Genomic DNA, 23,630 nt, shown 5'->3' with positions numbered 1-23,630 from the left:
AATCGGGTCTACTTGATGGCGCCGAACGACAGGCCGCGCACGAGCTTGTTCTGGGCGAGCCAGCCCGCGAGCACGACGGGCAGCGCCGCCATCGTCGCGGCGGCGGACAGCCGGGCCCAGTACAGGCCCTCACCGGTGATGAAGCCGACGAGGAAGACGGGAATTGTCTGCGCCTGAACAGCGGTCAGGTTGACGGCGAAGAAGAACTCGTTCCACGAGAAGATCACGCAGATCAGGGCGGTCGCAGCGATGCCGGGGGAGACGAGCGGCAGGATCAGCTCGCGCACCGCCGTCCACAGGCTCGCGCCGTCCATGCTCGCCGCCTCGAGCAGCTCGCCCGGGACCTCGAGGAAGAACGACCGCATCATCCACACCGCGATGGGCAGGTTCATCGCCGTGTACAGGATGATCAGGGCCCAGATGTTGTCGAGCAGGCCGACGTTCGCGACGATCACGTACAGCGGGATGATCGCCGCGACGATGGGCAGCATCTTCGTGCTGATGAAGAAGAACAGCACGTCCTTCGTCTTCTTCACCGGCCGCAGCGACAGCGCGAAGGCCGCCGGCACGCCGAGCAGCAGGACCAGCACCGTCGAGACGATCGTGGCGAAGGCCGAGTTGAGCAGGGCCGTGCCCACTCCGGTCTCGAACACCGCCCGGAACTGGTCGAGGGTGGGGGTGAAGAAGAACTTCGGTGGATCGGAGTAGGCGTCGGCCTCCTGCTTGAAGGCGGTGAGCACCATCCAGAAGACCGGGAAGAAGAATCCGATGGCGGCGATCCACGCGACCACACCCCAGGGATTGAACTTGCGGTTCTTGCGCTTCCGGGCCGTGCGCATGACACGGCCGGTGGGTGCCGTGGTGTCCGAAGCCTGCGGCTGCGTGGCCGTGGTGCTCATGCCGCTTCCTCCTTGCCGGTGAACGATGTGAAGATCAGGCGCAGCGCGAAGGTGGCGATGACGATCGTGCCGATGACGACCACGACACCCATTGCCGCGGCCTGGCCGATGTCGAAGCCGAGGAACGCGCGCTGGTAGATGTAGAACGGCAGGTTGGAGCTGGCCGTGCCGGGTCCGCCCTGGGTCATCATGTAGATCGCGTCGAACGTGTTCACCAGGTAGATCGCGCCGAGAACGGTGCCGAGTTCGATGAACCGGCGCAGATGCGGCAGCGTCAGTTCGCGGAACAGTGCGAAGGCTCCGGCGCCGTCGACGCGGCCGGCCTCGAGGATGTCGCGGGGCATCGACTGCAGGCCGGCGAGGATGAGCAGCATCATGAACGGCGTCCACTGCCACACCAGCGCGACCATCACGGCCGGGAGCGGGAACCGGCTGATCCAGTCCACCTCTCCCAATCCGAAGGGGGAGAGAACGAAGTTGACGATGCCGAAAACGGGATCGAACATCGACGTCTTCCAGATCAGTGCACTGGCGACCGGGGTGACGAGGAACGGCGTGATGAGCAGGGTCCGTGCGATACCGCGGCCGAGGAACGCCCGGTCGAGCAGGAGCGCAAGAAGCAGTCCGAGTATCACGGAGATCAGGACCGTGCCGACGATGAGGATCACCGTGTTCAGGGTGACCTGCCAGAACTGGCTGTCCTGGAAGACGTCGACGTAGTTCTGGAGTCCGACGAACCGGCGGGAGCCGGGGCTGACGAGGTTCCAGGACTGGGTCGAGTAGTACAGCGTGAACAGGAACGGGATCTGTGTGACAACGATCGTGAAGATCAGGGCCGGGAGCAGGGGGCCGCGCCGGCGCCATCCCTCGGCGCGGGAGATCTGCTCCTCCTTCGCTTCCCGTACGGCGCGGATGCGCTCGTCGGCGTCCGGTGCGGGACGCTGCGCTGCAGGTGCGGTCATGACGTCTTCTCCCGGTAGGTCGCGCCGACGGCCTCGGCGTACTTCTGTGCCTGGTCGAGGGCGTCCTCGACGCTCTGCCGTCCGGCGATGGCGGCGCTGATCTGCTGGCTGACCCGGGTGCCGAGATCTTGGAACTCGGGGATGGCCACGAACTGGACGCCCGTGTACGGGACGGGGTCGACCGTGGGGTTCTGCTGGTCGGCTCCCTCGATGGATTCGAGGGTGATCGGGCCGTAGGCCGCGGCGGCCTCGGCGTATTCGGGGATCTCGTAGGTCGACAGTCGGCTGCCCGGCGGCACCCGCTCCCAGCCGAGTTGCTCGCCGACGGTGCGCAGGTACTGCTGGTCGGTCATCCACGAGATGAACTTCCAGGCGTCCTCGGTGTGTTCGCTGCTCGCGGGGATGCCGAGCGACCAGGTGTAGAGCCAGCCCGAGCGGTCCTTCTCCTGGACGGGCGCGGCCGCGTAGCCGATCTTCCCGACGACGTTGCTCGACGCGGGATCCTCGAGGGTCGAGACGGCGGAGGTGGAGTCGTACCACATGGCGACCCGGCCCTGCGCGAGTTGCGTGGCGCACTCGCTGAATCCGCTCGTCGCGGCACCGGGCTGACCGTACTCGCGGACGAGGTCGACATAGAACTGCACCGCTTCGCGTACCTCGGGACTGTTCAGCTGTGCGTTCCAGTTCTCGTCGAACCACCGTCCGCCGAAGGTGTTGATGACGGTGTCGAGCGGTGCGAGCAGCTCACCCCAGCCGGGCTTGCCGCGCAGGCAGATACCGTTGATGTCGGGGCTGTCGAGCTGCGCTGCGGCCTCGGCGACCTCGGTCCAGGTCGGCGGGTCGGACAGCGTGATGCCGGCCTGTTCGAACAGGTCCTTGCGATACATGAGGAACGACGATTCGCCGTAGAAGGGCACCGAGTACAGATCGCCCTCGTACGAGAGTGCTTCGCGCAGCGAGGGAATGATGTCGTCGGCGTCGTAGCCGTCGGTCTGCTCGATGTACGGTGACAGATTCGTGAGCCAGCCGTACTCCGCCCACTGGGGAGTCTCGTAGTTGCTGATCATCACGACGTCGAACTCGCCACCGCCCATCGCCGTGGACGCGGTGATCTTGGCGCGGGCCTGGTTCTCGGAGAGGGTGACGAACTTCAGGTCGATCTCCGGGTTCTCGGCCTCGAACTGCGACGCGAGTTGCTGTGCGTCCTGCATCTGGGAGTTCGACACCATCGCGATGGTGACGGTGCGGCCGGACGTACCGATTGATCCTGCACCGGCACAACCGGTCAGTGCGACGCTCAGGGCCACGGCTCCTGCCGCGGCCGCGCGGATGGATCTTCTTGCTGTAGGCACGATGGTCTACCTCATTTCGGTGGTGCCTCGTCCTTCGGGGTGCCGTTCTCGAGGGCGTTGGTCGGGATGGTCGAGCAGGTACTGGGCGCACGCGATGTCGCAGACGAGCATGTTCGCGAGACCGCCTCGGAGAGCACCGAGTACAGCGCGGTGCTTGGACTGTCCGCCGGTGACGAGAATCGTGGCGGGGCAGTCGCGGACGTCGTCGAGAGGTACCGACATGGTGCGGCTTTCGAGTTCGCCGTGCACGGCGGTGCCGTCGGCACGGAAGAACCGGCCGCCGATCTCACCGACCGCACCGAGGCCGTCGAGTTCGTGGAGCATCGTGGTGTCGAGGAAGCTGCCCTCGAACAGGGTGGTCGAGGTCGACACGGCGCCCACACCGAAGATCATCGCCTCCGCGCGGCGCCCGACCTCGAGCGTGCGGGAGATCAACGAGTCGGCGCGCATCGACGCGACCGTGGACGGATCGGCGTACAGCGGTGTGGGAAGCCGGAGCGGTTGCGCCCGAAGCTGTTCTGCGCAGCGGCCGAGGACGAACTCGGTGCCGGTCTGGTAGGCGCTCGTGGAGAGGGAGCCGTCGAGTTGGACGATCGTGGCGCAACTGGCGACACCCGACGGGATGGCCTGTGCCACGGCGACGGTCTCCGGACCCCACGTGAATCCGAGGGTGTCGGAGGGGTGGAGACGGCGGGTGAGCAGGCCGGCGGCGGCGCGCCCGAGGGCGGTGAAGCTTGCGGAGTCCTCGATCGGACCCGCGTCGTCGACCCGGCGCCCGACCACCACGGCCTCGACGAGCCCGTATCGCTCTTCGAGTGCCCGTTCGGTCTCGGCGTGCAGGTCGTCGCGCCAGGCGGGTGGCACGGTGACCTCGATGCGCACCAGGCCCTGGGCGCGAGCGCGCGCGACGAGCCGGCCGGCGGTGGGACGGGAGACGCCGAGACGCTGCGCCACCTCGGCCTGCGTGAGTCCGTCGAGGTAGTAGAGCGTTGCGGCCCGCACGGCGAGACGGAGATCATCGGTGGATACCGGGCTCTCCGTGTCCGGGATGTTGGTGGGGCCGGGGGCGGTCACGAGCTCTCCTTGGTGTGAGCAGTATTCGGACGCTCCGTGAGCATCTGCTCAGGGGTGCGTGCATCTGCTCAGTACGTTAGCATCACAGTGTGACCCACACAACAGTTCGCCCGCCGCTCCCGGACACGATGCGTGCCGCCGTACTTCTCGAACCGGGCCGCATCGAGATGCAGGAAAGGCCACTACCTGCACCGGAGCCCGGCGACGTCCTCGTCCGGGTGACCACCGTAGGGGTGTGCGGTTCGGACGCGCACTACTACCGCGAAGGACGTATCGGCGAGTTCGTCGTGACCGATCCGATCGTGCTCGGCCACGAGGCTTCCGGGGTCGTGGTCGCGGTCGGGGACGGTGTTCCGCAGAGCCGGATCGGCGAGCGGGTCTCGATCGAACCGCAACGCCCCGACCCGCTCACCGAGGAGACGCGCCGCGGCGACTACAACCTGTGCCCGCACATGCGCTTCTTCGCCACACCGCCCGTCGACGGCGCGCTGTGCGAGTACGTCACCATCGGGGCGGCCTTCGCGCATCCCGTTCCGGACACCGTGTCCGACGATGCCGCCGCCCTGTGCGAGCCGCTGTCGGTCGGTATCGCGGCCGTCCGGAAGGCCCGTGTCACCGCCGGCTCACGAGTCCTCGTCACCGGTGCCGGGCCCGTGGGCATCGTCGTCGCACAGGTCGCGCGCGCCTTCGGTGCGGTCGAGGTCGTCGTCACCGACCTCGACGAGCGACGACGCGAGACCGCACTGTCGTTCGGGGCGAGCGCTGCGCTCGATCCCAGCGTCGACGACCCGTCGGCCCTGCGCGTGGACGCCTACGTCGACGCGTCCGGCGCCCCCGCCGCCGTCGATTCGGGCATCCGCGCGGTCCGTCCCGGCGGCACCGTCGTCCTCGTCGGATCCGGCGCCGAGACGATGACCCTGCCGGTGCAGTGGGTCCAGAACCGCGAACTGATCCTGACCGGCGTGTTCCGTTACGCGAACACGTGGCCGACCGCGCTCGCGCTCCTCGGGGCGGGACGGGTCGATCTCGACTCGATGGTCACCGCCCGGTTCCCCCTCGACAAGACCGCCGACGCACTCGAATCCGATCGGACACCCGGAAACATCAAGGCCGTCGTGGACGTGACCGATCCGGCGGGAAAGGACTGAAGATCCATGCACGTGAACGAGCAGACGCTTCCCGAGTTGGGTGTGCCCGTCCCGACCTACCGTCGGGACGACGTCTCCGTCGGCATCGTGCACTTCGGTGTGGGCGGATTCCACCGCGCGCACCAGGCGATGTACGTAGACCGGCTCCTCGAACAGGGGAAGGCGAAGGAATGGGGTATCTGCGGCGTCGGGGTGCTCCCCGGTGATCGCCGTATGCAGGAGGCGCTCGCCGTCCAGGACCACCTGTACACGCTGGTGCTCACCCACCCCGACGGCACCTGGGAGCCGCGGGTGATCGGCTCCATCGTCGACTATCGTTACGCCCCAGACGATCCCGAGGCGGTCGTCGAGCTCCTCGCGGCCCCGACCACCCGGATCATCTCGCTGACCGTCACCGAGGGCGGTTACAACATCCGTCACGACACCGGTGAGTTCGACGTCGACGATCCGGCCGTGCAACACGATCTGCGGTCCGGCGAACCCCCGGCCACCGTCTTCGGTCTCGTCACCGAGGCTCTCGCCCGGCGCCGGGAGCGAGGACTGCGCGCTCCGACGGTGATGTCGTGCGACAACATCGAGGGCAACGGAACCGTCGCGCGTCGCGTCTTCAGCGAATACGCGCGCCTTCTGAATCCCGATCTCGCAGAATGGATCACCGAGCACGTCCGTTTCCCCAACTCGATGGTCGACCGGATCACCCCGGTGACCACCGACGAGGTGGTCTCGGCGCTCTCCGAACGCTTCGACGTGCAGGACCGCTGGCCGGTCGCCGCCGAACCCTTCACCTCCTGGGTGCTCGAGGAGGACTTCGCCGACGGGCGACCGCCCTTCGAGGATGCGGGAGTCCAGATCGTCGACGACGTCGCTCCCTACGAGCTGATGAAGTTGCGTCTGCTCAACGCCGGTCACCAGGGACTCTGCTATTTCGCGTATCTCATGGGATACCGCCTCGTCCACGAGGCCGCGCAGGATCCGCTCCTCGCCGGATTCGTCCGTGCGTACATGGACACCGAAGCGACACCGACCCTGAAACCGGTGCCGGGCATCGATCTCGACGAGTACAAGACCACCCTGATCGAGAGGTTCGCGAACCCCGAGATCCGGGACACGATCGCACGCCTGTGCGCCGAGTCGTCCGATCGCATTCCGAAGTGGCTGGTGCCCGTGATCCGGGAGAACCTTGCCGCCAATGGGCACGTGCGGTTGTCCGCGGCGATCGTCGCTTCGTGGGCGCGCTACGCCGAAGGCATCGACGAACAGGGACAACCGATCGAGGTGGTCGACCGGCTCGCCGACACGCTCGTCCCGATCGCGCGAGGACAACTCACGCATCCCACCGCCTTCATCGAGAACGCCGAGGTCTTCGGTGATCTCGCGCAGAACCACCGTTTCGTCGACGCCTACACCTGGGCGCTCAACGCCCTGCACAGCGACGGCGCACGCGCCACCCTGAAGGAACTTCCGGGGGAGCCGGAATGAACGGCCACGCCCTCGTCGTCGGAGAAGCCCTCGTCGACATCGTCCACCGCGGCGGCGCCGAACCCGTCGAGCACGTGGGCGGGAGTCCGCTCAACGTCGCGCTCGGTCTGGGCCGGCTCGGCCGGCCCGTGCAGTTCACGACACGCGTCGGCACCGACGCCCGCGGACGGCGGATAGTCGATCACCTCGCGGCCTCCGGGGTGTCGCTGACGCCGGGGAGCGCAGCAGCCGAGCGCACGGCGACCGCGCAGGCGGAGATCGACGAGAAGGGTTCCGCGACGTACGAATTCGACATCGTCTGGGATCCTGTCGAGCCGCCGCCGTCGGTGGACGCCGTGCTCGTGCACACCGGGTCCATCGCGACGGTGCTCGAACCCGGCTGCGATCTCGTCGCCGAACTCGTTGCGCAGCAGGCAGGAACATCCACGGTGAGCTTCGATCCGAACGTCCGACCGGCGCTGATCGACGACCCGGCGCGCGGACGGGAACGGATCGAACGTCTGGTCTCGCTCGCCGACGTGGTCAAGGCCAGCGACGAGGACCTGACGTGGTTCGCGCCCGATCGTAATCCCCTCGACACCGCGCGGGATTGGCTCTCGCGAGGGCCGGCGATCGTTGCGGTGACCCGTGGAGAACAAGGTGCGGTGGCGCTGTGCGCGGCCGGGACTGTCGAGGTACCCGCCGTGCGGGTCGAGGTGGTCGACACGGTCGGCGCCGGCGACGCCTTCACCACCGGTCTGCTCGACGGATTGTGGACCTGCGGTCTCCTCGGGGCCGACCGTCGGGAACGACTGCGTGGCATTGGGATCGACGATGTGCGCGATGTGTTCGACATCGCCGCGTGGACGTCCGGTCTGACGGTGGCCCGCGCCGGTGCCGACCTGCCCACGCTGGCCGACCGCACCGCGGCCCGGGAGGCGGCGCGATGACGCTCGTCGCCGGGATCGATTCGTCCACCCAGTCCTGCAAGGTCGTCGTGTGCGACGCCGACACCGGGGCCGTCGTGCGCGAGGGTCGCGCTCCCCATCCGTCCGGCACCGCGGTCGACCCGCTGGAGTGGCGTGCTGCCTTCGAGCGGGCGTGTTCGGAAGCGGGCGGACTCGACGACGTCTCGGCGATCTCGGTGGGAGCGCAGCAGCACGGCATGGTGTGCCTCGACGAGCGCGGCGACGTGGTCCGCGACGCGTTGTTGTGGAACGACACGAGATCCGCAGCGGCAGCGACCGATCTCGTCGACGAGGCCGGTGGCGCGGGCGCGTGGGCCGAGGCCGTGGGGGTGGTCCCGCTTGCCGCGATCACCGTCGCGAAGGCACGCTGGCTCGCCGACCACGAACCCGGCAATGCCGACCGCACGGCGGCGTTGTGCCTGCCGCACGACTGGCTGACGTGGACGATGCGCACCGACCGTGACCTCGACCGGCTCGCCACCGATCGCAGTGACGCGAGCGGCACCGGCTACTTCGACGCATCCACCGACACCTACCGACACGATCTGCTCGAACAGGCCCTGCGCCGGCCGAGCCCATTCCTCCCGCGGGTCGCCGGGCCGGCCGAGAGTGTCGGGGAGACGGTCGCCGGTGCCCTGCTCGGTCCGGGGGCCGGCGACAATGCGGCGAGCGCGCTGGCTCTCGACGTCCGCGAAGGCGATGTGGTCGTCTCGATCGGCACGTCGGGCGTGGTGTGCGCCGTGTCCACGACACCGGCACGCGACGCAGACGGTTACGTCGCGGGATTCGCCGACGCGACCGGCCGGCATCTGCCACTGGTGTGCACGCTCAACGGGGCCCGGGTACTGGACGCCACCGCGACGATGCTCGGGGTCGACCACACCGAGCTCACGCGGCTCGCATTCTCGGCGCCGGCGGGCAGCGACGGACTCGTGCTGGTCCCGTATCTGGAAGGGGAGCGTACCCCGAACCGTCCCGGCGCGACGGGCGCCCTGCACGGGCTGCGGCTCGGAACGGCGACGCCCGCGCATGTCGCCCGCGCGGCGTTCGAGGGCCTGCTGTGTTCGCTGGCCGACGGCATCGACCACATCCGGGCGCAGGGCACGGAGGTCCGGCGGGTGCTGCTCGTCGGCGGTGGGGCGCGCTCGCAGGCGGTGTGCGAGATGGCGCCGGCGGTGCTGGGCATGCCTGTCGACGTTCCCGAACCGGGGGAGTATGTGGCGCGGGGCGCCGCCAGGCAGGCGGCGTGGGTGCTGCGCGGAGGCGACGAGCCCCCGGCGTGGGAATCCGGCGCGACACGCCGCTACGAGGCCGACCCGACCCCGCACGTGCGGGAGCGCTACGCGGAGGTGCGGGACCTGACGGACGGTTCGGACATCGCCCTGGAATCACGCTCGGTGGGATGAGAACACTCGCTCGGCACCGGGGTCATGCGATCGGATCGGTGAGCAGGTCGAGGAAGAGTCTCGCGGCCCTACTGGGGGACGCGTTGGTGCGTCCGACGAGTGCGAGAGTGCGGCACCGGTTTTCGGTGTTCATGCGAATCCGCCGAAGCCCGCTGCGCTGCGCGATCGGTTCGGGCACGACCGCCACTCCGAGGCCGTAGCGGACCAGTTCGAGGAGCCGGTCCATGTCGCCGACCCGGAACGTGATGTGCCGGTGCACTCCCGCAGCCGCGAACAACGACTCGATCGTGGTCTGCAGACCGGTGCCCGCGTGGAAATCGACGAACGAACAGGACTGCAGGTCGTGCATCTCGATGTCCGTCACCGCAGCGAGCGGATGATCCGGGGCCGCGACGACGGTCAGTTCCTCACGGTAGGTCCGGAGGGCGGTCAGCCCCGACCTGAGCGGGCGTGCATCGAGTGCGACGAATGCCAGGTCCAGCTCCGCTGTGGTCACGGCATCGAAGAGTTCGTCCGTGGTCGCTTCTCTCAGCGTCACTCCGATTCCCGGAAACCTGCCGTGCAGGCGCGCCAGCAGTGCGGGGAGGTCCACTGCGGTGAACGTCTGCACCGTCCCCAGCGTCAGTGTGCCCAGTTCTCCGGTCCGCAACCGGTCGACGGCGGCCACCGCGTCCTGTGCTTCCCCGAGCATTCTCTGCGCATAGGGATAGAGCACCTTGCCGGCATCGGTCGGGACCACCGAGCGGGTGGTGCGTTCGAACAACGGTGTTCCCAGCTCGTTCTCCAGCGCGCGGACGGAGGCGCTGAGGGCCGACTGGGACAGGTGCACGGATTCGGCGGCACGGGTGAAGTGACCGTGCTCGACGACCGCCAGGAAATGGCGGAGCTGACGAAACTCCATTGATCGATTCTACTTCTGGGATCGATCAATTTATCCCGTTGGACAGATCGGTGGACGGCGTTCGACGATCGGATCCATGTCACGCACCGATATCTCGACGCCTCGCATGGATCGCCGACTCGTCGCGGTGATGGCCTTTGCCTCGGGGTTGGTGGTGGCCAACAGCTATTACGCGCAACCGCTGGTCGGCGCCATCGCCGAGACCTTCGACGCCTCCACTGCCGAGGTCGGGCTCGTGGTCACGGCCGGACAGATCGGGTACGCGCTCGGCCTGGCGTTCCTCGTTCCCGTCGGGGACATGGTCGAACGACGGACACTCCTGCGCTGGATGCTCCTCGTCACCGCTGCCGGTTTGCTGGTCATGGCGTGGTCGCCGGACTGGCGGATCCTGGCGGCGTGCGCCGTCCTGGTCGGTACGGGATCGGTCGTGGGCCAGGTGCTGGTGCCTTTCGCGGCGAGTCTCGCCCGCGACGACGAGCGTGGACGTGTCATCGGCAACGTCATGACCGGTCTGTTGCTGGGCATCCTGCTGTCCCGCGTGGTGGCAGGACTGATCGCCGAGGTGGCAGGCTGGCGGGCGGTGTTCGTATGCGCAGCGGTGCTGATGCTGCTCACCGTGCTGTTGATCCGCATCCTGCCGGAGTCGGTCCCCACCACCGATGCCGGGTACCGTGCGGTGCTGGCCTCGGTACTCCGACTGATGTCCGCCGAAGCCGTTCTGCGGCAACGGATCGCGTACGGCGCACTGACGTACGCGTCGTTCGGGGTGTTCTGGACGAGCGTGGGATTCCTCCTCGCCGGACCGGGATACGAGTGGTCCGATGCGCGCATCGGGATGTTCACCCTCTTCGGGGTCGCGGGTGCGTTGGCCGCCCGTGTGGCGGGTGCTCTCGCCGACCGGGGATATGCGCGTCGCCAGACCGGATTCTTCGTCGCCGTCACCGCGGCGAGTTTCGTGCTGCTCGCCGTCGGGGAGCGTCACGTCGTCGCGCTGGCGATCGGGGTCGCACTGCTCGATCTGGGGATCCAGGGAACACACATCAGCAACCAGAGTCTGATCTACCCGCTTCGGTCCGACGCTCGAAGTCGCCTCAACACCGCCTACATGACCTGCTACTTCCTCGCAGGATCGCTCGGGAGTGTGCTGTCCACCCTCGCGTACTTCGGTGGAGGCTGGAAAGCGGTGTGCGTGCTGGGGGCAGTCTTCCCCACCTGTGGTCTCGGGCTCTGGATTCGCGAGATGCAGGGCGTGAGGCGTGCGCGGACATGCGTTCCCGTCGAGCAGGCCGGGAACGCCTGACACCGCAGTGATCCCCCCGAGATTCCGGACGTGCGGCCGGCGGGTCTAGTGTTCGGCGATGTGAGTAGACGCACCGAAGTGGTGTCCGCGCCGATCCGGCGCCTCGCGAACCGGTTGACGCACAGCCCGGCCAGGGTGGTGGCGCTGGGCTTCGCCGCAGCGATCGCGGTGGGCACGGTGCTGCTGCTGACCCCGGCCGCGACGCAGTCGGGTACCGGAGCAGGCGTGATGGCGGCGCTGTTCACCGCGACCTCCGCGACGTGCCTGACCGGCCTGATCGTCGTGGACACGCCCACCCACTGGTCCGGATTCGGGCAGGGTGTGATCGTCGGGCTGATCCAGGTGGGTGGACTCGGCATCATGACGATGGCCTCGTTGATCGGTTTGGTGCTGGCCGACCGGATCGGCCTGAAGGCCCGGCTCAACGCTGCGGCGGAGGTTCGTACGTCCGGACTCGGCGACGTCCGCAGTGTCGTCGTCGGTGTGGTGCGTACCAGCGTGCTCATCGAAACCGTCGTGGCGTCGGCCCTGGCGCTCCGTTTCGCCGTGGGCTACGACGAAACCCCGGCCCGAGCGGTGTGGCTGGGGGTCTTCCACGCGATCTCGGCGTTCAACAACGCGGGGTTCGCTCTCTACAGCGACAACATCGTCGGGTTCGCCGCCGATCCGTGGATCTGTGTGCCGTTGATGATCGCGGTGATCCTCGGTGGCATCGGGTTTCCGGTGCTGTTCGAACTCGGCAGGCACCTGAGAGGACACCGGAAGCGCTGGTCGCTGCATACCCGGTTGACGGTGGTGGTGACCGCGGTGCTTCTGGTGGTGGGCCCGCTGCTGGTCCTGGCGCTCGAATGGAATCACACTCTGCAGGGGCACGATTGGGGCGCGAAGCTTCTCACGGCCACCTTCCAGGGCGTCATGCCGCGCACCGCGGGGTTCAACAGCGTCGACTACGCCCAGGTGGACAACGCGACATTGCTGGTGACCGATGTACTGATGTTCATCGGAGGCGGGAGCGGCGGCACCGCCGGCGGTATCAAGGTCACGACGTTCGCCCTGCTGATGTTCGTCATCGCCGCCGAGGTCCGGGGCGAGAAGTCCGTGACGGTGTTCGATCGGCGCATCGATCCGCGTCTCCAACGCCAGGCCCTGGCGGTGGCGTTGATCGGTGTGGCGCTGGTGATGGTGCCGACACTCGTGCTTCTCGCCGGTACCGCATTCGACCTCGACGTACTGCTGTTCGAGGTCACCTCGGCGTTCGCGACCGTGGGGCTGTCCACCGGCATCACCGCTCAGTTGCCGTCCTGGGGACAACTGATCCTGGTGGCGCTGATGTATCTGGGCCGGATCGGACCCATCACGCTCGTCAGTGCATTGGCGGCCCGAGACCGTGGTCGCCGCTACGAACTACCCACAGAAAGGCCCTTCATTGGCTAGGAAACCGGCCGCCGATGTCGTCGTCGTCCTGGGGCTCGGACGATTCGGCAAATCGCTTGCGCTCGAACTGATGGCTCAGGGCACCGAGGTGCTCGGTATCGATGCGAGCGAAGCGGTGATCGAGAAGGTGTCGGGCCGGCTCACACACGCCGCCGTCGCCGACACCACCGACGAGGAATCACTTCGGCAGTTGTCGGTGCACGAATACGGCCGGGCGGTCGTGGGGATCGGGTCCGACCTCGAGGCGAGCCTCCTCACGGCCTCGGCGTTGATCAACATGGCGGTACCGAACGTGTGGGCCAAGGCGATCAGCAACGCGCACGCCCGGATCCTCACCCAGATCGGTGTGCATCACGTCGTGCGACCCGAGCACGACATGGGCAAACGCGTTGCGCACCTGGTGCGTGGGCGGATGATGGACTACATCGAGTTCGACGACGGCTTCGCCATGGTCAAGACGGTCGCACCGGCATTCGCCGTAGGAAAGCCTTTGTCGCAGACGACGATCCGAAGCCGCTACGGCGTGACGGTGGTGGCGATCAAGCGACCGGGGGAGGGATTCACCTACGCCACGGCCGACACCGTGATCTCTCCCGGCGACACGATCATCGTCTCCGGGCAGGCGCGCGACACCGAACGGTTCGCCGAACTGGCGTGAGGTCGGATCGGGCGACGGGAAAGGGTGTCGGCCGTCACACCCCCACGTGTCATACTTTTGGTATGACGCCGGGTAACGCCTACGTTCACCACGATGTGGTCGTCATCGGTGCCGGTATCTCCGGTCTCGGTGCCGCGGTCCACTCGCGCCGACACGGTATCGACTTCGTCGTCCTCGAGAAGGCCGACGCGATCGCCGGAACCTGGCGGGACAACACCTACCCCGGCTGTGCATGCGATGTGCCGTCGGCGCTCTATTCCTACTCCTTCGCGCCCAACCGCGAGTGGTCCCGCTTGTTCGCCGGACAGGCCGAGATCCGGCGGTACATCGAAGGCGTGGCCGAGACGAACGGAGTGCTCCCGCACATTCCCGGGCTCGACACCTTTCCCGGTGAGGTGTTCCACTCCTCCCGATGGAACCATCGGTACGACCTGCGCGGAAAACGCGTCGCGGTGGTCGGGACCGGCGCGTCCGCGGTGCAGTTCGTTCCCGAGATCCAGCCGGACGTTGCCGAACTGCACCTGTATCAGCGCACCGCCCAATGGGTGCTGCCGAAACCCGACTATCCCCTCCGGCGTCTCGAACGTGCCGTCCTGCGCCGAGTGCCGGGTGCCCACGAAATGTTGCGACGATCCGAGTACGCGATCATGGAAATGCTGGGGCTCGGCTTCCGGAACCCGGTGTTCATGAAGGCGCTGCAGCAGGTCGGCCGGGCATGGTTGCGTCTGCAGGTGCACGACCGGCGACTACGCGACCTCCTCACACCGGAGTACACGCCGGGTTGCAAACGCATGCTGTTCTCCAACACCTACTACCGATCCCTGACCCGGTCGAACGTCGAAGTACATCCCACCGCCGTGGCGTCGGTGCGGGGAAATGTGGTGATCGGCGGCGACGGTGTCGAACGCGAGGTGGACGCCGTCATCTTCGGTACGGGTTTCCACATCCTGGACATGCCGATCGCCGGGCGGATCGTCGACGGGCAGGGTCGTAGCCTCGACGATCACTGGAGTGGCAGCCCCCAGGCGTATCTCGGAACGACGGTCGCCGGTTTCCCCAATGCCTTCGTGCTGCTCGGCCCCTCGTTGGGCACCGGACACACGTCCGCCTTCACGATCCTGGAAGCGCAACTGGGATACGTCATGCAGGCGCTGATCCGAGCGCGGCAGGAGGGATGGACCCGGATGGAGCCGCGACGGGCCGTGCAGGATGCCTTCAGCCGGACGGTGCAGGACGCACTCGACGGGACGGTGTACAACGCCGGCGGTTGTCGTAGTTACTTCTTCGATGTCAACGGCCGCAACAGTTTCAACTGGCCGTGGTCCACGGACCGGATGCTGCGGGAGCTGTCGACGTTCGACGAGGCGGCGTTCGATGTCTCCTCGGTCCCACCCGTACGAATGTGATCGGTCGGGCGGGGAATCGTCCTCAGGAGGGGTCTTCGATGCGCAGACCGAGATGAGCGGCGAAGTGTCCTGCCAGTTCGACGGCCTGATGGGCGCTGATCGTCGCACCCTTCATACCGCCCATGTTGCGGATCGTGTCGATCCGCAGGCCGCGCAGATCCACCTGGTCGAGGGTTGCGCGGTCGACGTCGAGGACGCCGACGGAACAGTCCTCGAAGGCGACGCGGGTGAACGTGCCGCCTCCCAGATCCAGTTCGTCGAGGATGCAGCCGCGGAAGAGCACGTCGCGTCCCGTGGCGGCCCGCAGATTGACCAGGCCGAGTTTCGAATCCGCGATCGTGACGCTGCGCAGATCCGCGTCGAAGAGGTCCAGCGCACCGATCCGGCTGTCCCGGATGTGCACGCGGTGCAGGCCGCTGCGCGGCGCGAACAGATTCGGTGCCTGCATGCGCTCGACCAGAGTGTCGCGCAGGCGTGCGCTCGTGAGGTCGCTGTCGGCGACGATCGGTGCGACGAGCGAACATTCGGACAGGATGATCCCGGCCAGATCACGACCCGTCAGGTCGGTGTCGGTGTAGCGGCTGTTCTCGAAGATTCCGTGCGCGAGCAACTCGTCGCCGTCCGCGTCGGTGAGGACGCCGAGGTCCGGGGCGTCGATCCTCGGCGGGCGGGTGGTGGAACGAGCAGCCATGGTTCTCGGGGCCTCCGGATCGGTGGGGTGTCTGCGGTCCAGCTTCCCAACCCGTCGGGTTCGCGGGAACGTGGGGGACAGGCCCGTTCCCGATTGCGATGTGCTACTCGGGCTATGCGGGTCGACGCTGCTGGGCCGCTCGCGCTCGGTGCCGGCGCACTGCAGCGCGGTTCGCGCAGCGCACGGAGCAGTACTGCTGGCGGCCGTTGCGGGTGATGTCGACGACCACGGCCGAGCACGGGTTGGTCGGGATGTCCGCTGCGGCGCACCGGTGGAGGCGGTGCATTCCACGAGTGGTGAGGTGCAGTGCCGTGCCGACGCTGATCACCGCGCGCAGTACGTCGGGGAGCGGTTGGACCTCGTCGCGGTAGTGCAGGTGCCACCCCTCGCCGTCGTGATCGGTCAGCCGGGGATAAGCCGCTGCGGCGGCCATCTGCTCGTTGAGCAGGCGCGCACGTTCCCTGGGGTCGGACGCGTCGACGACGGCGAGCCAGTCGTCTATGACCTCACGGGTGCGCTGATGGTCGTCGGGCGCGGTCGGGAAGTCCATGGTCATGCCCACCTCGCGCGTACGGGCCATGATGCCGGCCCGATCGTCGGGCCAGTCGCCGGCCAGCGACGCCGCGAGGAGGACCGCATACTCGCCGTAAGGGTTGAGATGCTTAAGGGCATTACATCATGGCGGTGGGCATGACCGCCATCGAAGCTCGGAACCCACAGGAATGCCCGACCTCGACCCGTCCTCACGAACACGCATGGAGTGTGGAGTCGAGCCACGCCACGTCGATCGGACAGGTGCTGTACGTGCGCTGTGTCGGGTGCGGGACTCGGCGTGTCGATCTCGGCGCGGCCCCGTTCGTTCCGCCGTCCACGATGAGTGCCGAAGTGTCCCAGCATGATTGAAACATCGTTCGAGAACCGGGTATGCGCCGGTGCTCGTCAGAAGTCGCCCTCGGCGACCTGGAAGCACACCAGTCCCATCCGTCGCCACATGCGCACCACCTGATCGCGATCGTCGAGCACCGCGATGATGCGATAGCGGTGCCGGATGTGACGGTCGAACAGCTCGGCCTTGACGATCGAATCCTTCCGGTTGTCGCCGGCCGGACGCATGTACAGCTCGTCGTAGGGGATGTCGTGCCGGGCGAGCCACTCCTCGGTTTCCGGTCGGCACACGCCGTCGCGTCCCGAGAGCAGCGCGATCGCCGCCCTGTCGGGTGCGGCGGCGAACCCTCGCACCGCGGCCTCGACCGCCGGGGAGACGGTGTCCTCGCCCACCCTGTGCCAGTGGAAGGGACTCCGGTCGCTCATGTGCGCGAGCGTTCCGTCGATGTCGACGAGCCAGGCCGCCGGCAGCGTCGGATCCTCGACGTATCGCGCCGGTGGTGGGGGCGCGGTGCTCGGCGGCCGGTGCCGTTGCCGCCCCGGTTTCCTGCGATCGCGCGTCTTCTTCGTCACGGACGATGTATACCCACTCCGACGACTACGTGTGCATGCGCCCGGCCCGCGAGAGGGACGAAGATCGTGCCGCCGGACCGGCGGGTCCCGGAGACGACCGGCGAGGCGGCATCGCGGATCCGTCGGCTCGGCGCCACGGCCACGCGACCGAATGCGAAATGTTCTGTCGGACAACACGTGCCATGATTCCTGGGCGCATCAATGCCGATGGGGGATCCAGCAGTCCGGACACCCGAGCGAACGCTGTGCCCACCTTCGTGTCGTATGCGGCTGCCGCGTGCACCATCGGTACGTATGCATTGCCGATCCTCGTCTTCGGATCCCGCCGGCCCTCGACACCGGGGAACGCGAGATCGCCACCGGTGGACATCGCCCAGGCATCGTCGACGACACGTGCGAGCTTCCGCTGAACGGCAGCGGACGGCCCGTGGTCGTCGAGGAGGCGGCCCATTGCGGTGGCTTCGAGGGCGGCGACCGCCATCCCCTGGGCATAGATCGGATCGAAACTGCAGAACGCGTCGCCGAGGACGAGGAATCCGTCGGGAAATCGGTCGAGAAGGTCGTAGCGATGCCACGTGCTCGCCCGGAAGCGATACCGGACGACATCCTCGACCCATTCGGCATCCGCGATCGCGTCGTACACGTCCGGGTACCTCAGGGACCGTGCGAATTCGAGATAGTCCCTCCGGGTCGCCGGCACGGTTTCGCCGCGGACCCCGATCAGGGCCACCATGCACCGATCTGATTCGAGGGTGAGCAGGGCGGCACCGCGTGGATGTTCGGGCGTGGGCGCCATGACGATGCCCCGGTCGCTGCCGAGTGCAACCGAAGACGCACGGAACACCGCGGTGGCGTAGCCGACATCGAGTTCGACGGTGTCGACCCGGGGCTGCGGGCAGCCCTGTCTCCCGAGCCATTCGGAGGCGCGGGATCCGCGTCCGGTCGCATCGACGACGAGGTCGGTATCGAGCACCTGCTCGGCGCTTCCGTCGGCATGGCGGATGATCCGCGCACCGACCACCCGGCTGCGGTCCGCGGTCGCGACGAGACCCGCGGCATCACACCGTTCGACGATCTCGACGTTCGCCAACGCGGCCACACGGTCACGAATCCGGCGCTCCAGCAGCGAACGGCCGGCTGCCAGTACTCGAAGACCGCTCGGCCCCTGACGAATCCGGTGACCACTGAGAATCCACCGTACGTCGCCCAGGTGGTCGAGGGTGGGAACGCCTGCAGCGGTCAGCTCCTGTGACAACCCGGGGAACATCTCCTCGAGGAGTTGCTGTCCCCGTGAGATCAGCACGTGGATGTGCCGTCCCTGGGGCACCCCACGGCGTGGTTCGTCCGTGGACGGCAGCCGGTCACGATCGATCACCGTCACCTCGGCGAACCTGTCCGACAGGACACGGGCCGCCGACAATCCGCTCATGCTCGCGCCGAGAACCACGGCGCGCTCTCCGATCGGCATGATCACACCTCCTCCTCGGAATCGATCGTCGCTGCGGAAGGTGCTCGGTCGACAGGCCGGAACCTGCTCACATGTGCTCACGGCCGGACGGTGCCTCGCCGTACACCTCCAGATCCCACAGCCATCCGACGACGCGGGTGACGCCGCGGGTCAGATGTCGGCGGTACGTACTGAACGGCAGCCCGAGTCTGGCTGCCGCTGCTTCCTGTGTTGCTGCGCCGCGCACGTACGTGCGGTCCACCGCGCGGAAGAGTTTGTCGTCCCGAGGGTCGCTCGCCAAGGAATCGATCGCCTCACGAAGGAGCGCGCGCAGCACCACCGGATCGGGATCGTCGGGAGAGGACCGTTTGTGGAGGACCCTCGTGTGCAACAGGGGTTACGAGAGAGGAGATCGGGCCGACGGAGGTCGTGCAGCGCATTTCGGACCGCCTCCGCGAATTCTTTCTCCGACAGCGCGAGAGGCAGGGACATCGTGGGCTCGGGACCGCTGTGCCCCTGAACCAGAGCACGATCGGTTACGACGGTGAGCCACTCGTCGACATCCCGACGGCGGAAGTCGTGAGCGAACAGTCCGTAGTGACGATCGCCGACCGTGAAATCCGCTCCTTCGGCACGGGGGAGATCTGCGACCGCGAAGTACTCGTTCCACCGGTCGGGCTCCGCCAGCGCCAGGAAGTCCCACGACAGATGCGGCAGGGTGAAATAGCGCTGGAAGGTGAGCACCGGAACCGAGTTCATTGTCGGAGAAGGATTCTGGTAGTCAGCGCGGTCGATGACGATGCGTGTGATCGCGACACACTCGCCGGGACGGGAAGGCGCTGTCCGCCGGGCGAAATCCCACGCGGCTCGCGTCGCCGGGTCGGCACGGACATCCTCGGGTGACGCTCGCGAGAGTTCCAACAGACCGAGCACACCACGTATCGATCCGTCGGTGTCGCGCAACACGAAGAAACCCTCGGGTTGTCGCTCGAGCCATCGTCGCGCATGCACCGCGGATTCGTCTCCCTCCGACGTCCGCACGAGATCGACGATCGCGGAGTGATCGGCCTGCTCCGCACGTTCGGGTTGCGCGCTTCCCCACGACTGCCAATCCACTGGCGACAGCACACCGGGGAGATTGCGGAACACGAACTTCAGGTCCACAATGGCCTGCTGCTGTTCGCATTCTCCTGCAGAATCGAGACCGCGGCGAATGCCCTTCCACACGCGGTGGAAGGTGTACCGGTAGGCATCGGGATCGCGCCAGCGCAGATCGGCGTCGAGGACATCGCGTGCCAGATCGTGGGGAAACAATCCGTCCGGCCCTGCTTCGACGAACGACAGCTCACGGAGCCATTCGAACTCGGCGTGTGCATCGGTGAGCTCGAGGGCGTCACGCAGCAGGGCTTCGGTGGTCACCCGGGCGAGCGCACACACTTCCAGGGCGCGGCGATGTGCGATCCCCGGCTCGGTATCGAGAAACCGTCGGAGCAACATCCCGACGAGATCCGGAGGCCACGGCACACGTACATCGCCTCCTCGGACGAAGACATCCGTGAGCAGACCGAGCCCGAGCGGATGTCCGTGCGTTGCCCCGATGATCTCGTCGTGCAGTTCCTCGGGAACCCGCGCAGCGGTGAGGTAGGCGGCGCTCGTAGCGGGGTCGAAATTCCTGAGAGACACGATCCGGAGCAGATCACCCCAACCCGGATCGGTGCGCCATCCCGCGGAGGGCGGTGACCTATCGGCGATCACCGTCAGCGTCGTCGCAGGAAGGCCGGGAAGAAAATCGGTTCGGATCCAGTCGTCGAGCACGCGTAGCCGCTCGTACGAGTCCAGGAGGAGCACCCTCGGCCGGTCGCCGATGTGGCGATCCACCGACGCGAGGACCGAGCCGGGCGACGCATCCGTGTTGCGCCCGTCGATCACAGTCACCGCGCGATGGCTCCGTTCCGCAAGATCGGAGATCGCGCCGAGCAAGCAGGTCTTGCCGATGCCTCCCGGACCGTACAGGTACAGCACGGCGATCGAGGGTTCGGGGGAGTCCAGTGCGGAGCGAACGATCTCGAGTTCGGCATCGCGACCGACGAACACACGTCGCGCCCGTGCGGCGAGACGATCGCTGAGAGGCCGTGAGGACCGCGAGGCGCTCCCCATGCCACCCGATACTACGCCCGGGGGACCTACACCTAACGGTCGGGCAGTCCGACGAGCCGTGCGCTCTCGCGCCACGACCGTTCGGCCTGCTCGTCGCTGCGAGCGAGCACCGACGGTTCGCCGCGGCGCAGTGCGAGATAACCCCGGCCGTCCGGAACGTCGATGTCACCGAGAACGAGGTCTGCGAGCGTGTTCCCGGCTTCGGTCTGCGTGTTGAAGGTGTCCTGCACGATGCGGAGGAACATGCCGGCCCGCGTCCCGAGGCCGCGCCACGCCAGTCGCATCGGAGTGGGGAGTGCTCGTGCCAGACCGGTTCCGAAGACCTGGCCGGGATCGAAGGCGACCGCGGTGATCCGTCCGGCTCGAACCGTGTCGTCCTTCGACAACCTCCGCATCGTGAGGACGGTGCACAGTTTCGAGGCGGTGTAGGCGTGCTGTCCGGCCTTGCGGGGATGCGTATCGAGGTCGGGATCCCGTTCAGGGTGGGCGAGCAACCCGGCGTCGCCATGTCGTGGCGGTACCAGTCCCGCACCGGTCGCGGGGTCGCGTGTGCCGCTGGTGGTCGCAACGACGACGGCCCGGTCCGCCAGAGCCGGAAGCAACGGGCGCAGCAGCAGGTAGTGGGCGAGATGGTTGACGACGAAGGTCGTCTCGAAACCGTCGACGGTCCGCGCGGCGACGTCGCTCCGGATCATCCCGGCGTTCAGCACGAGCCCGTCGATCCGGTCGCTCCGCTCGCGAACCGTCGCCGCGAAGGTACGAACGGAATCGAGGGAGGACAGATCGAGCGGTAGTGCCTCTCCGGTGGATGCGGCGTGCCGGGCACTGTGGACGAGGCGAATCCCGTCTGCGCCCGAGATCCGTTCGGCGGCGATCGCCCCGAAACCCGACGTGCCTCCGGTCATAACCGTTGGGGCATGCGTTCCCCCTACGAGCACGGGAGCCCTGCGGCTCGGCCTGCGAGTGCGCACGGCGATGAGAATCCGGGCCGGACAGGGTCTGCCTTCGTGACAGTGGAACACATTCGACGACACGAGGAGTCACGATGCCCAGGATCACTCCGTGGTTGTGGTTCGACATGAACGCCGAGGAGGCCGCGAACTTCTACATCGGCATCTTCCCCAACTCCGAGATCGGTGAGATCACCCGCTACACCGAAGAGTCCACCGGAGGCGACATCCCGGTCCCGCCCGGGACCCCGATGACGGTCGAGTTCTTCCTCGACGGTCAGGTCTTCTACGGACTCAACGGGGGACCGCAGTTCCGGTTCTCCGAAGCGGTGTCCCTCCAGATCGACTGCGCCGATCAGGAGGAGGCCGACCACTACTGGTACGCGCTGACCGCCGACGGCGGCGAGGAATCCGCCTGCGGATGGTTGAAGGACAAGTACGGCCTGTCGTGGCAGGTGGTACCGAAACGGCTGAACGAACTGCTCGCCGACCCCGATCCGGAGGTCGCGAAGCGCGTGACCGCCGCGATGATGAAGATGCGCCGGATCGACGTGTCGGCGCTGGAGGCCGCCGCGCGCGGCTGATCGGCGCCCGAGCGCTGCGGTACGTTTCGGTGCATGACCACTCGCACCCAGCGGCTCGACGACCTGCCGTTCACCGGCAGACATCGCCGCCTGCTGACCGGCTCCGGCGTGGGCTGGGCCCTCGACGCCATGGACGTCGGGTTGATCTCGTTCGTCATGGCAGCCCTGGCCGTGCAGTGGGATCTGTCGTCGACGCAGCTCTCGTGGATCGGATCCATCGGCTTCGTCGGCATGGCGATCGGTGCGTCCCTCGGTGGTCTGCTCGCCGACCGCATCGGACGCCGGCAGGTCTTCGCCGCGACGCTGCTCGTCTACGGTCTCGCGACCGGCGCGGCGGCGCTGTCGACCTCGGTGGCGATGCTCATCGTCCTGCGGTTCGTCGTCGGACTCGGTCTCGGCGCCGAACTGCCGGTCGCGTCGACGCTGGTCAGTGAGTTCGCGCCCCGCAAGGTGCGAGGACGCGTGGTCGTGGCCCTCGAGGCGTTCTGGGCGGTCGGCTGGCTCCTGGCCGCTCTCGTCGGTTATCTCGTCGTTCCTGCCGGCGACAACGGGTGGCGGTGGGCGCTCGCCGTCGGGCTCGTCCCGGCTGCCTACGCCCTCGTCGTCCGGTTCGGCCTACCCGAATCGGTGCGCTATCTCGAGAGTCGCGGACGGCACGCGGAAGCTGAGGCGATCGTGCGCGACTACGAGCGCTCGGCCGGTGTCACGTCCGTTCCGGAGGACGAACAGCCCGTCCGGACCGTCGCGGAAGTCGAGCGCGCACCCCGAGGCTCGGTGTGGGCGCCGAACCTGCGCCGCCGCACGGCGGCGCTGTGGATCGTGTGGTTCGGCATCAACTTCTCGTACTACGGCGCGTTCATCTGGCTGCCGAGCCTGCTCGTCGCGCAGGGCTTCGACCTGGTCACCTCGTTCGGCTACACGCTGCTCATCACGCTCGCCCAGCTACCGGGCTACGGCGTCGCGGCGTGGCTGATCGAGGTGTGGGGACGCCGCCTGACTCTGGGGGTCTTCCTCGCCGGATCGGCAGTCTCGGCGGGGCTGTTCGGGCTCGCCGAGACTCCGTCGACGATCGTCGCGGCGGGCATGGCGCTGTCGTTCTTCAACCTGGGCGCGTGGGGTGCCCTGTACGCGATCGGACCCGAGCTGTATCCCACGCCGGTGCGGGGCGCGGGCACCGGTTCGGCGGCGGCCTTCGGGCGGCTCGCGTCGATCATCGCGCCGCTGCTGGTGCCGGTGCTGCTGGGCGCCGGCGGCAACGGTCTCGTCTTCGGTGCGTTCGCGGCATCGTTCGTCGTCGCCGCGGTCGCGGCATTCACGCTGCCCGAGCGGGCCGGGACGGTTCTCGACGAGAGGTGACGTCGGGAACCGCCCCGGCCG

The 23,630-nt window shown here is 67.6% G+C and carries 21 protein-coding genes; 10 read left to right on the top strand and 11 right to left on the bottom strand.

The genetic code is table 11. From position 1 onward, the window contains the following. Positions 1–8 precede the first annotated feature (8 nt). Genes AC6CID_RS03345 through AC6CID_RS03330 form a run of 4 tightly spaced genes read right to left on the bottom strand, consistent with a single transcriptional unit; the run spans position 9 to position 4,287 of the window. The gene (locus AC6CID_RS03345) at positions 9–899 is read right to left on the bottom strand and encodes a carbohydrate ABC transporter permease (protein ID WP_006550641.1); all 891 of its coding nucleotides are present in this window, start codon (positions 897–899) and stop codon (positions 9–11) included. Further along, positions 896–1,861 (bottom strand): carbohydrate ABC transporter permease, encoded by a 966-nt coding sequence (locus AC6CID_RS03340; RefSeq protein WP_006550640.1) that lies wholly within the window; start codon positions 1,859–1,861, stop codon positions 896–898. Before AC6CID_RS03340 ends, AC6CID_RS03345 begins: the two co-directional genes overlap by 4 nt. Then, positions 1,858–3,213 (bottom strand): ABC transporter substrate-binding protein, encoded by a 1,356-nt coding sequence (locus AC6CID_RS03335; RefSeq protein ID WP_498353566.1) that lies wholly within the window; start codon positions 3,211–3,213, stop codon positions 1,858–1,860. Before AC6CID_RS03335 ends, AC6CID_RS03340 begins: the two co-directional genes overlap by 4 nt. 6 nt (positions 3,214–3,219) lie before the next feature. Continuing rightward, positions 3,220–4,287 (bottom strand): sugar-binding transcriptional regulator, encoded by a 1,068-nt coding sequence (locus tag AC6CID_RS03330; RefSeq protein WP_498353565.1) that lies wholly within the window; start codon positions 4,285–4,287, stop codon positions 3,220–3,222. 128 nt (positions 4,288–4,415) lie between these two features. On the opposite strand from AC6CID_RS03330, the gene AC6CID_RS03325 reads away from it, so the two are divergent. Genes AC6CID_RS03325 through AC6CID_RS03310 form a run of 4 tightly spaced genes read left to right on the top strand, consistent with a single transcriptional unit; the run spans position 4,416 to position 9,267 of the window. Continuing rightward, a complete protein-coding gene (locus AC6CID_RS03325) occupies positions 4,416–5,435 on the top strand; it encodes an NAD(P)-dependent alcohol dehydrogenase (protein ID WP_064060667.1) in 1,020 nt (339 codons plus the stop codon). A gap of 6 nt (positions 5,436–5,441) precedes the next feature. Beyond that, positions 5,442–6,914, top strand: a complete 1,473-nt coding sequence (locus tag AC6CID_RS03320; RefSeq protein WP_064060666.1) for a mannitol dehydrogenase family protein — start codon at positions 5,442–5,444, stop codon at positions 6,912–6,914. Continuing rightward, on the top strand, positions 6,911–7,843 hold the full coding sequence (locus AC6CID_RS03315; protein WP_064060665.1) for a carbohydrate kinase family protein: 933 nt from the start codon (positions 6,911–6,913) through the stop codon (positions 7,841–7,843). The genes AC6CID_RS03320 and AC6CID_RS03315 overlap by 4 nt, the downstream gene beginning before the upstream one ends. Beyond that, the gene (locus AC6CID_RS03310) at positions 7,840–9,267 is read left to right on the top strand and encodes a xylulokinase (protein WP_064060664.1); all 1,428 of its coding nucleotides are present in this window, start codon (positions 7,840–7,842) and stop codon (positions 9,265–9,267) included. Before AC6CID_RS03315 ends, AC6CID_RS03310 begins: the two co-directional genes overlap by 4 nt. Positions 9,268–9,289: 22 nt before the next feature. Here the strand turns inward: AC6CID_RS03310 and AC6CID_RS03305 are convergent, their stop codons facing one another. After that, complete coding sequence (locus AC6CID_RS03305) at positions 9,290–10,168, bottom strand: LysR family transcriptional regulator (protein ID WP_094980817.1); 879 nt, start codon at positions 10,166–10,168, stop codon at positions 9,290–9,292. Positions 10,169–10,244: 76 nt separating this feature from the next. Between AC6CID_RS03305 and AC6CID_RS03300 the strand changes: the two genes are divergently transcribed. The 4 genes from AC6CID_RS03300 (at position 10,245) to AC6CID_RS03285 (ending at position 14,966) form a co-directional block, all read left to right on the top strand. Next, positions 10,245–11,468, top strand: a complete 1,224-nt coding sequence (locus tag AC6CID_RS03300) for an MFS transporter (protein WP_232512380.1) — start codon at positions 10,245–10,247, stop codon at positions 11,466–11,468. A gap of 78 nt (positions 11,469–11,546) precedes the next feature. Further along, a complete protein-coding gene (locus AC6CID_RS03295; protein ID WP_498353626.1) occupies positions 11,547–12,902 on the top strand; it encodes a TrkH family potassium uptake protein in 1,356 nt (451 codons plus the stop codon). Then, entirely contained in the window at positions 12,895–13,560 is a 666-nt protein-coding gene (locus tag AC6CID_RS03290; protein WP_138842128.1) for a potassium channel family protein, read from the top strand. The genes AC6CID_RS03295 and AC6CID_RS03290 overlap by 8 nt, the downstream gene beginning before the upstream one ends. A gap of 62 nt (positions 13,561–13,622) precedes the next feature. Further along, a complete protein-coding gene (locus tag AC6CID_RS03285) occupies positions 13,623–14,966 on the top strand; it encodes a flavin-containing monooxygenase (RefSeq protein ID WP_498353564.1) in 1,344 nt (447 codons plus the stop codon). 22 nt (positions 14,967–14,988) lie between these two features. Here AC6CID_RS03285 and AC6CID_RS03280 read toward each other — a convergent pair whose 3' ends face one another. From AC6CID_RS03280 to AC6CID_RS03255, 6 genes are all read right to left on the bottom strand, one after another. Beyond that, on the bottom strand, positions 14,989–15,657 hold the full coding sequence (locus tag AC6CID_RS03280) for a pentapeptide repeat-containing protein (RefSeq protein ID WP_064060660.1): 669 nt from the start codon (positions 15,655–15,657) through the stop codon (positions 14,989–14,991). Positions 15,658–15,769: 112 nt separating this feature from the next. Then, on the bottom strand, positions 15,770–16,237 hold the full coding sequence (locus AC6CID_RS03275; RefSeq protein ID WP_498353563.1) for a CGNR zinc finger domain-containing protein: 468 nt from the start codon (positions 16,235–16,237) through the stop codon (positions 15,770–15,772). A gap of 359 nt (positions 16,238–16,596) precedes the next feature. Continuing rightward, a complete protein-coding gene (locus tag AC6CID_RS03270) occupies positions 16,597–17,115 on the bottom strand; it encodes a phosphatase domain-containing protein (protein ID WP_498353562.1) in 519 nt (172 codons plus the stop codon). Positions 17,116–17,140: 25 nt separating this feature from the next. Continuing rightward, positions 17,141–18,583, bottom strand: a complete 1,443-nt coding sequence (locus tag AC6CID_RS03265; RefSeq protein WP_498353561.1) for an FAD-dependent oxidoreductase — start codon at positions 18,581–18,583, stop codon at positions 17,141–17,143. Positions 18,584–18,733: 150 nt separating this feature from the next. Next, positions 18,734–20,719 (bottom strand): ATP-binding protein, encoded by a 1,986-nt coding sequence (locus tag AC6CID_RS03260; RefSeq protein ID WP_498353560.1) that lies wholly within the window; start codon positions 20,717–20,719, stop codon positions 18,734–18,736. A gap of 32 nt (positions 20,720–20,751) precedes the next feature. Then, positions 20,752–21,624 (bottom strand): SDR family NAD(P)-dependent oxidoreductase, encoded by an 873-nt coding sequence (locus tag AC6CID_RS03255; protein WP_064060656.1) that lies wholly within the window; start codon positions 21,622–21,624, stop codon positions 20,752–20,754. A gap of 140 nt (positions 21,625–21,764) precedes the next feature. Here AC6CID_RS03255 and AC6CID_RS03250 point away from each other — a divergent pair, with 140 nt between their 5' ends. Together AC6CID_RS03250 and AC6CID_RS03245 are read left to right on the top strand one after the other, a co-directional pair. Next, positions 21,765–22,253 (top strand): VOC family protein, encoded by a 489-nt coding sequence (locus AC6CID_RS03250; RefSeq protein ID WP_019288011.1) that lies wholly within the window; start codon positions 21,765–21,767, stop codon positions 22,251–22,253. A 33-nt stretch (positions 22,254–22,286) separates the two neighbouring features. Continuing rightward, positions 22,287–23,609, top strand: a complete 1,323-nt coding sequence (locus AC6CID_RS03245; RefSeq protein ID WP_064060654.1) for an MFS transporter — start codon at positions 22,287–22,289, stop codon at positions 23,607–23,609. Positions 23,610–23,630: the final 21 nt, after the last annotated feature.

The organism is Rhodococcus sp. GQ147 (genome assembly GCF_059759155.1).
Note: the sequence above shows the minus strand (reverse complement) of the source record. Positions and strands in the feature narration are given on the sequence as shown.

Bases quoted from the DNA above. Each gene is read 5' to 3' on its own strand.
- AC6CID_RS03345 (WP_006550641.1), bottom strand. From the start codon at position 899: ATGAGCACCACGGCCACGCAGCCGCAGGCTTCGGACACCACGGCACCC.
- AC6CID_RS03340 (WP_006550640.1), bottom strand. From the start codon at position 1,861: ATGACCGCACCTGCAGCGCAGCGTCCCGCACCGGACGCCGACGAGCGC.
- AC6CID_RS03325 (WP_064060667.1), top strand. From the start codon at position 4,416: ATGCGTGCCGCCGTACTTCTCGAACCGGGCCGCATCGAGATGCAGGAA.
- AC6CID_RS03320 (WP_064060666.1), top strand. From the start codon at position 5,442: ATGCACGTGAACGAGCAGACGCTTCCCGAGTTGGGTGTGCCCGTCCCG.
- AC6CID_RS03315 (WP_064060665.1), top strand. From the start codon at position 6,911: ATGAACGGCCACGCCCTCGTCGTCGGAGAAGCCCTCGTCGACATCGTC.
- AC6CID_RS03310 (WP_064060664.1), top strand. From the start codon at position 7,840: ATGACGCTCGTCGCCGGGATCGATTCGTCCACCCAGTCCTGCAAGGTC.
- AC6CID_RS03305 (WP_094980817.1), bottom strand. From the start codon at position 10,168: ATGGAGTTTCGTCAGCTCCGCCATTTCCTGGCGGTCGTCGAGCACGGT.
- AC6CID_RS03300 (WP_232512380.1), top strand. From the start codon at position 10,245: ATGTCACGCACCGATATCTCGACGCCTCGCATGGATCGCCGACTCGTC.
- AC6CID_RS03285 (WP_498353564.1), top strand. From the start codon at position 13,623: ATGACGCCGGGTAACGCCTACGTTCACCACGATGTGGTCGTCATCGGT.
- AC6CID_RS03280 (WP_064060660.1), bottom strand. From the start codon at position 15,657: ATGGCTGCTCGTTCCACCACCCGCCCGCCGAGGATCGACGCCCCGGAC.
- AC6CID_RS03275 (WP_498353563.1), bottom strand. From the start codon at position 16,237: ATGGCCCGTACGCGCGAGGTGGGCATGACCATGGACTTCCCGACCGCG.
- AC6CID_RS03265 (WP_498353561.1), bottom strand. From the start codon at position 18,583: ATGCCGATCGGAGAGCGCGCCGTGGTTCTCGGCGCGAGCATGAGCGGA.
- AC6CID_RS03260 (WP_498353560.1), bottom strand. From the start codon at position 20,719: ATGGGGAGCGCCTCGCGGTCCTCACGGCCTCTCAGCGATCGTCTCGCC.
- AC6CID_RS03255 (WP_064060656.1), bottom strand. From the start codon at position 21,624: ATGACCGGAGGCACGTCGGGTTTCGGGGCGATCGCCGCCGAACGGATC.
- AC6CID_RS03250 (WP_019288011.1), top strand. From the start codon at position 21,765: ATGCCCAGGATCACTCCGTGGTTGTGGTTCGACATGAACGCCGAGGAG.
- AC6CID_RS03245 (WP_064060654.1), top strand. From the start codon at position 22,287: ATGACCACTCGCACCCAGCGGCTCGACGACCTGCCGTTCACCGGCAGA.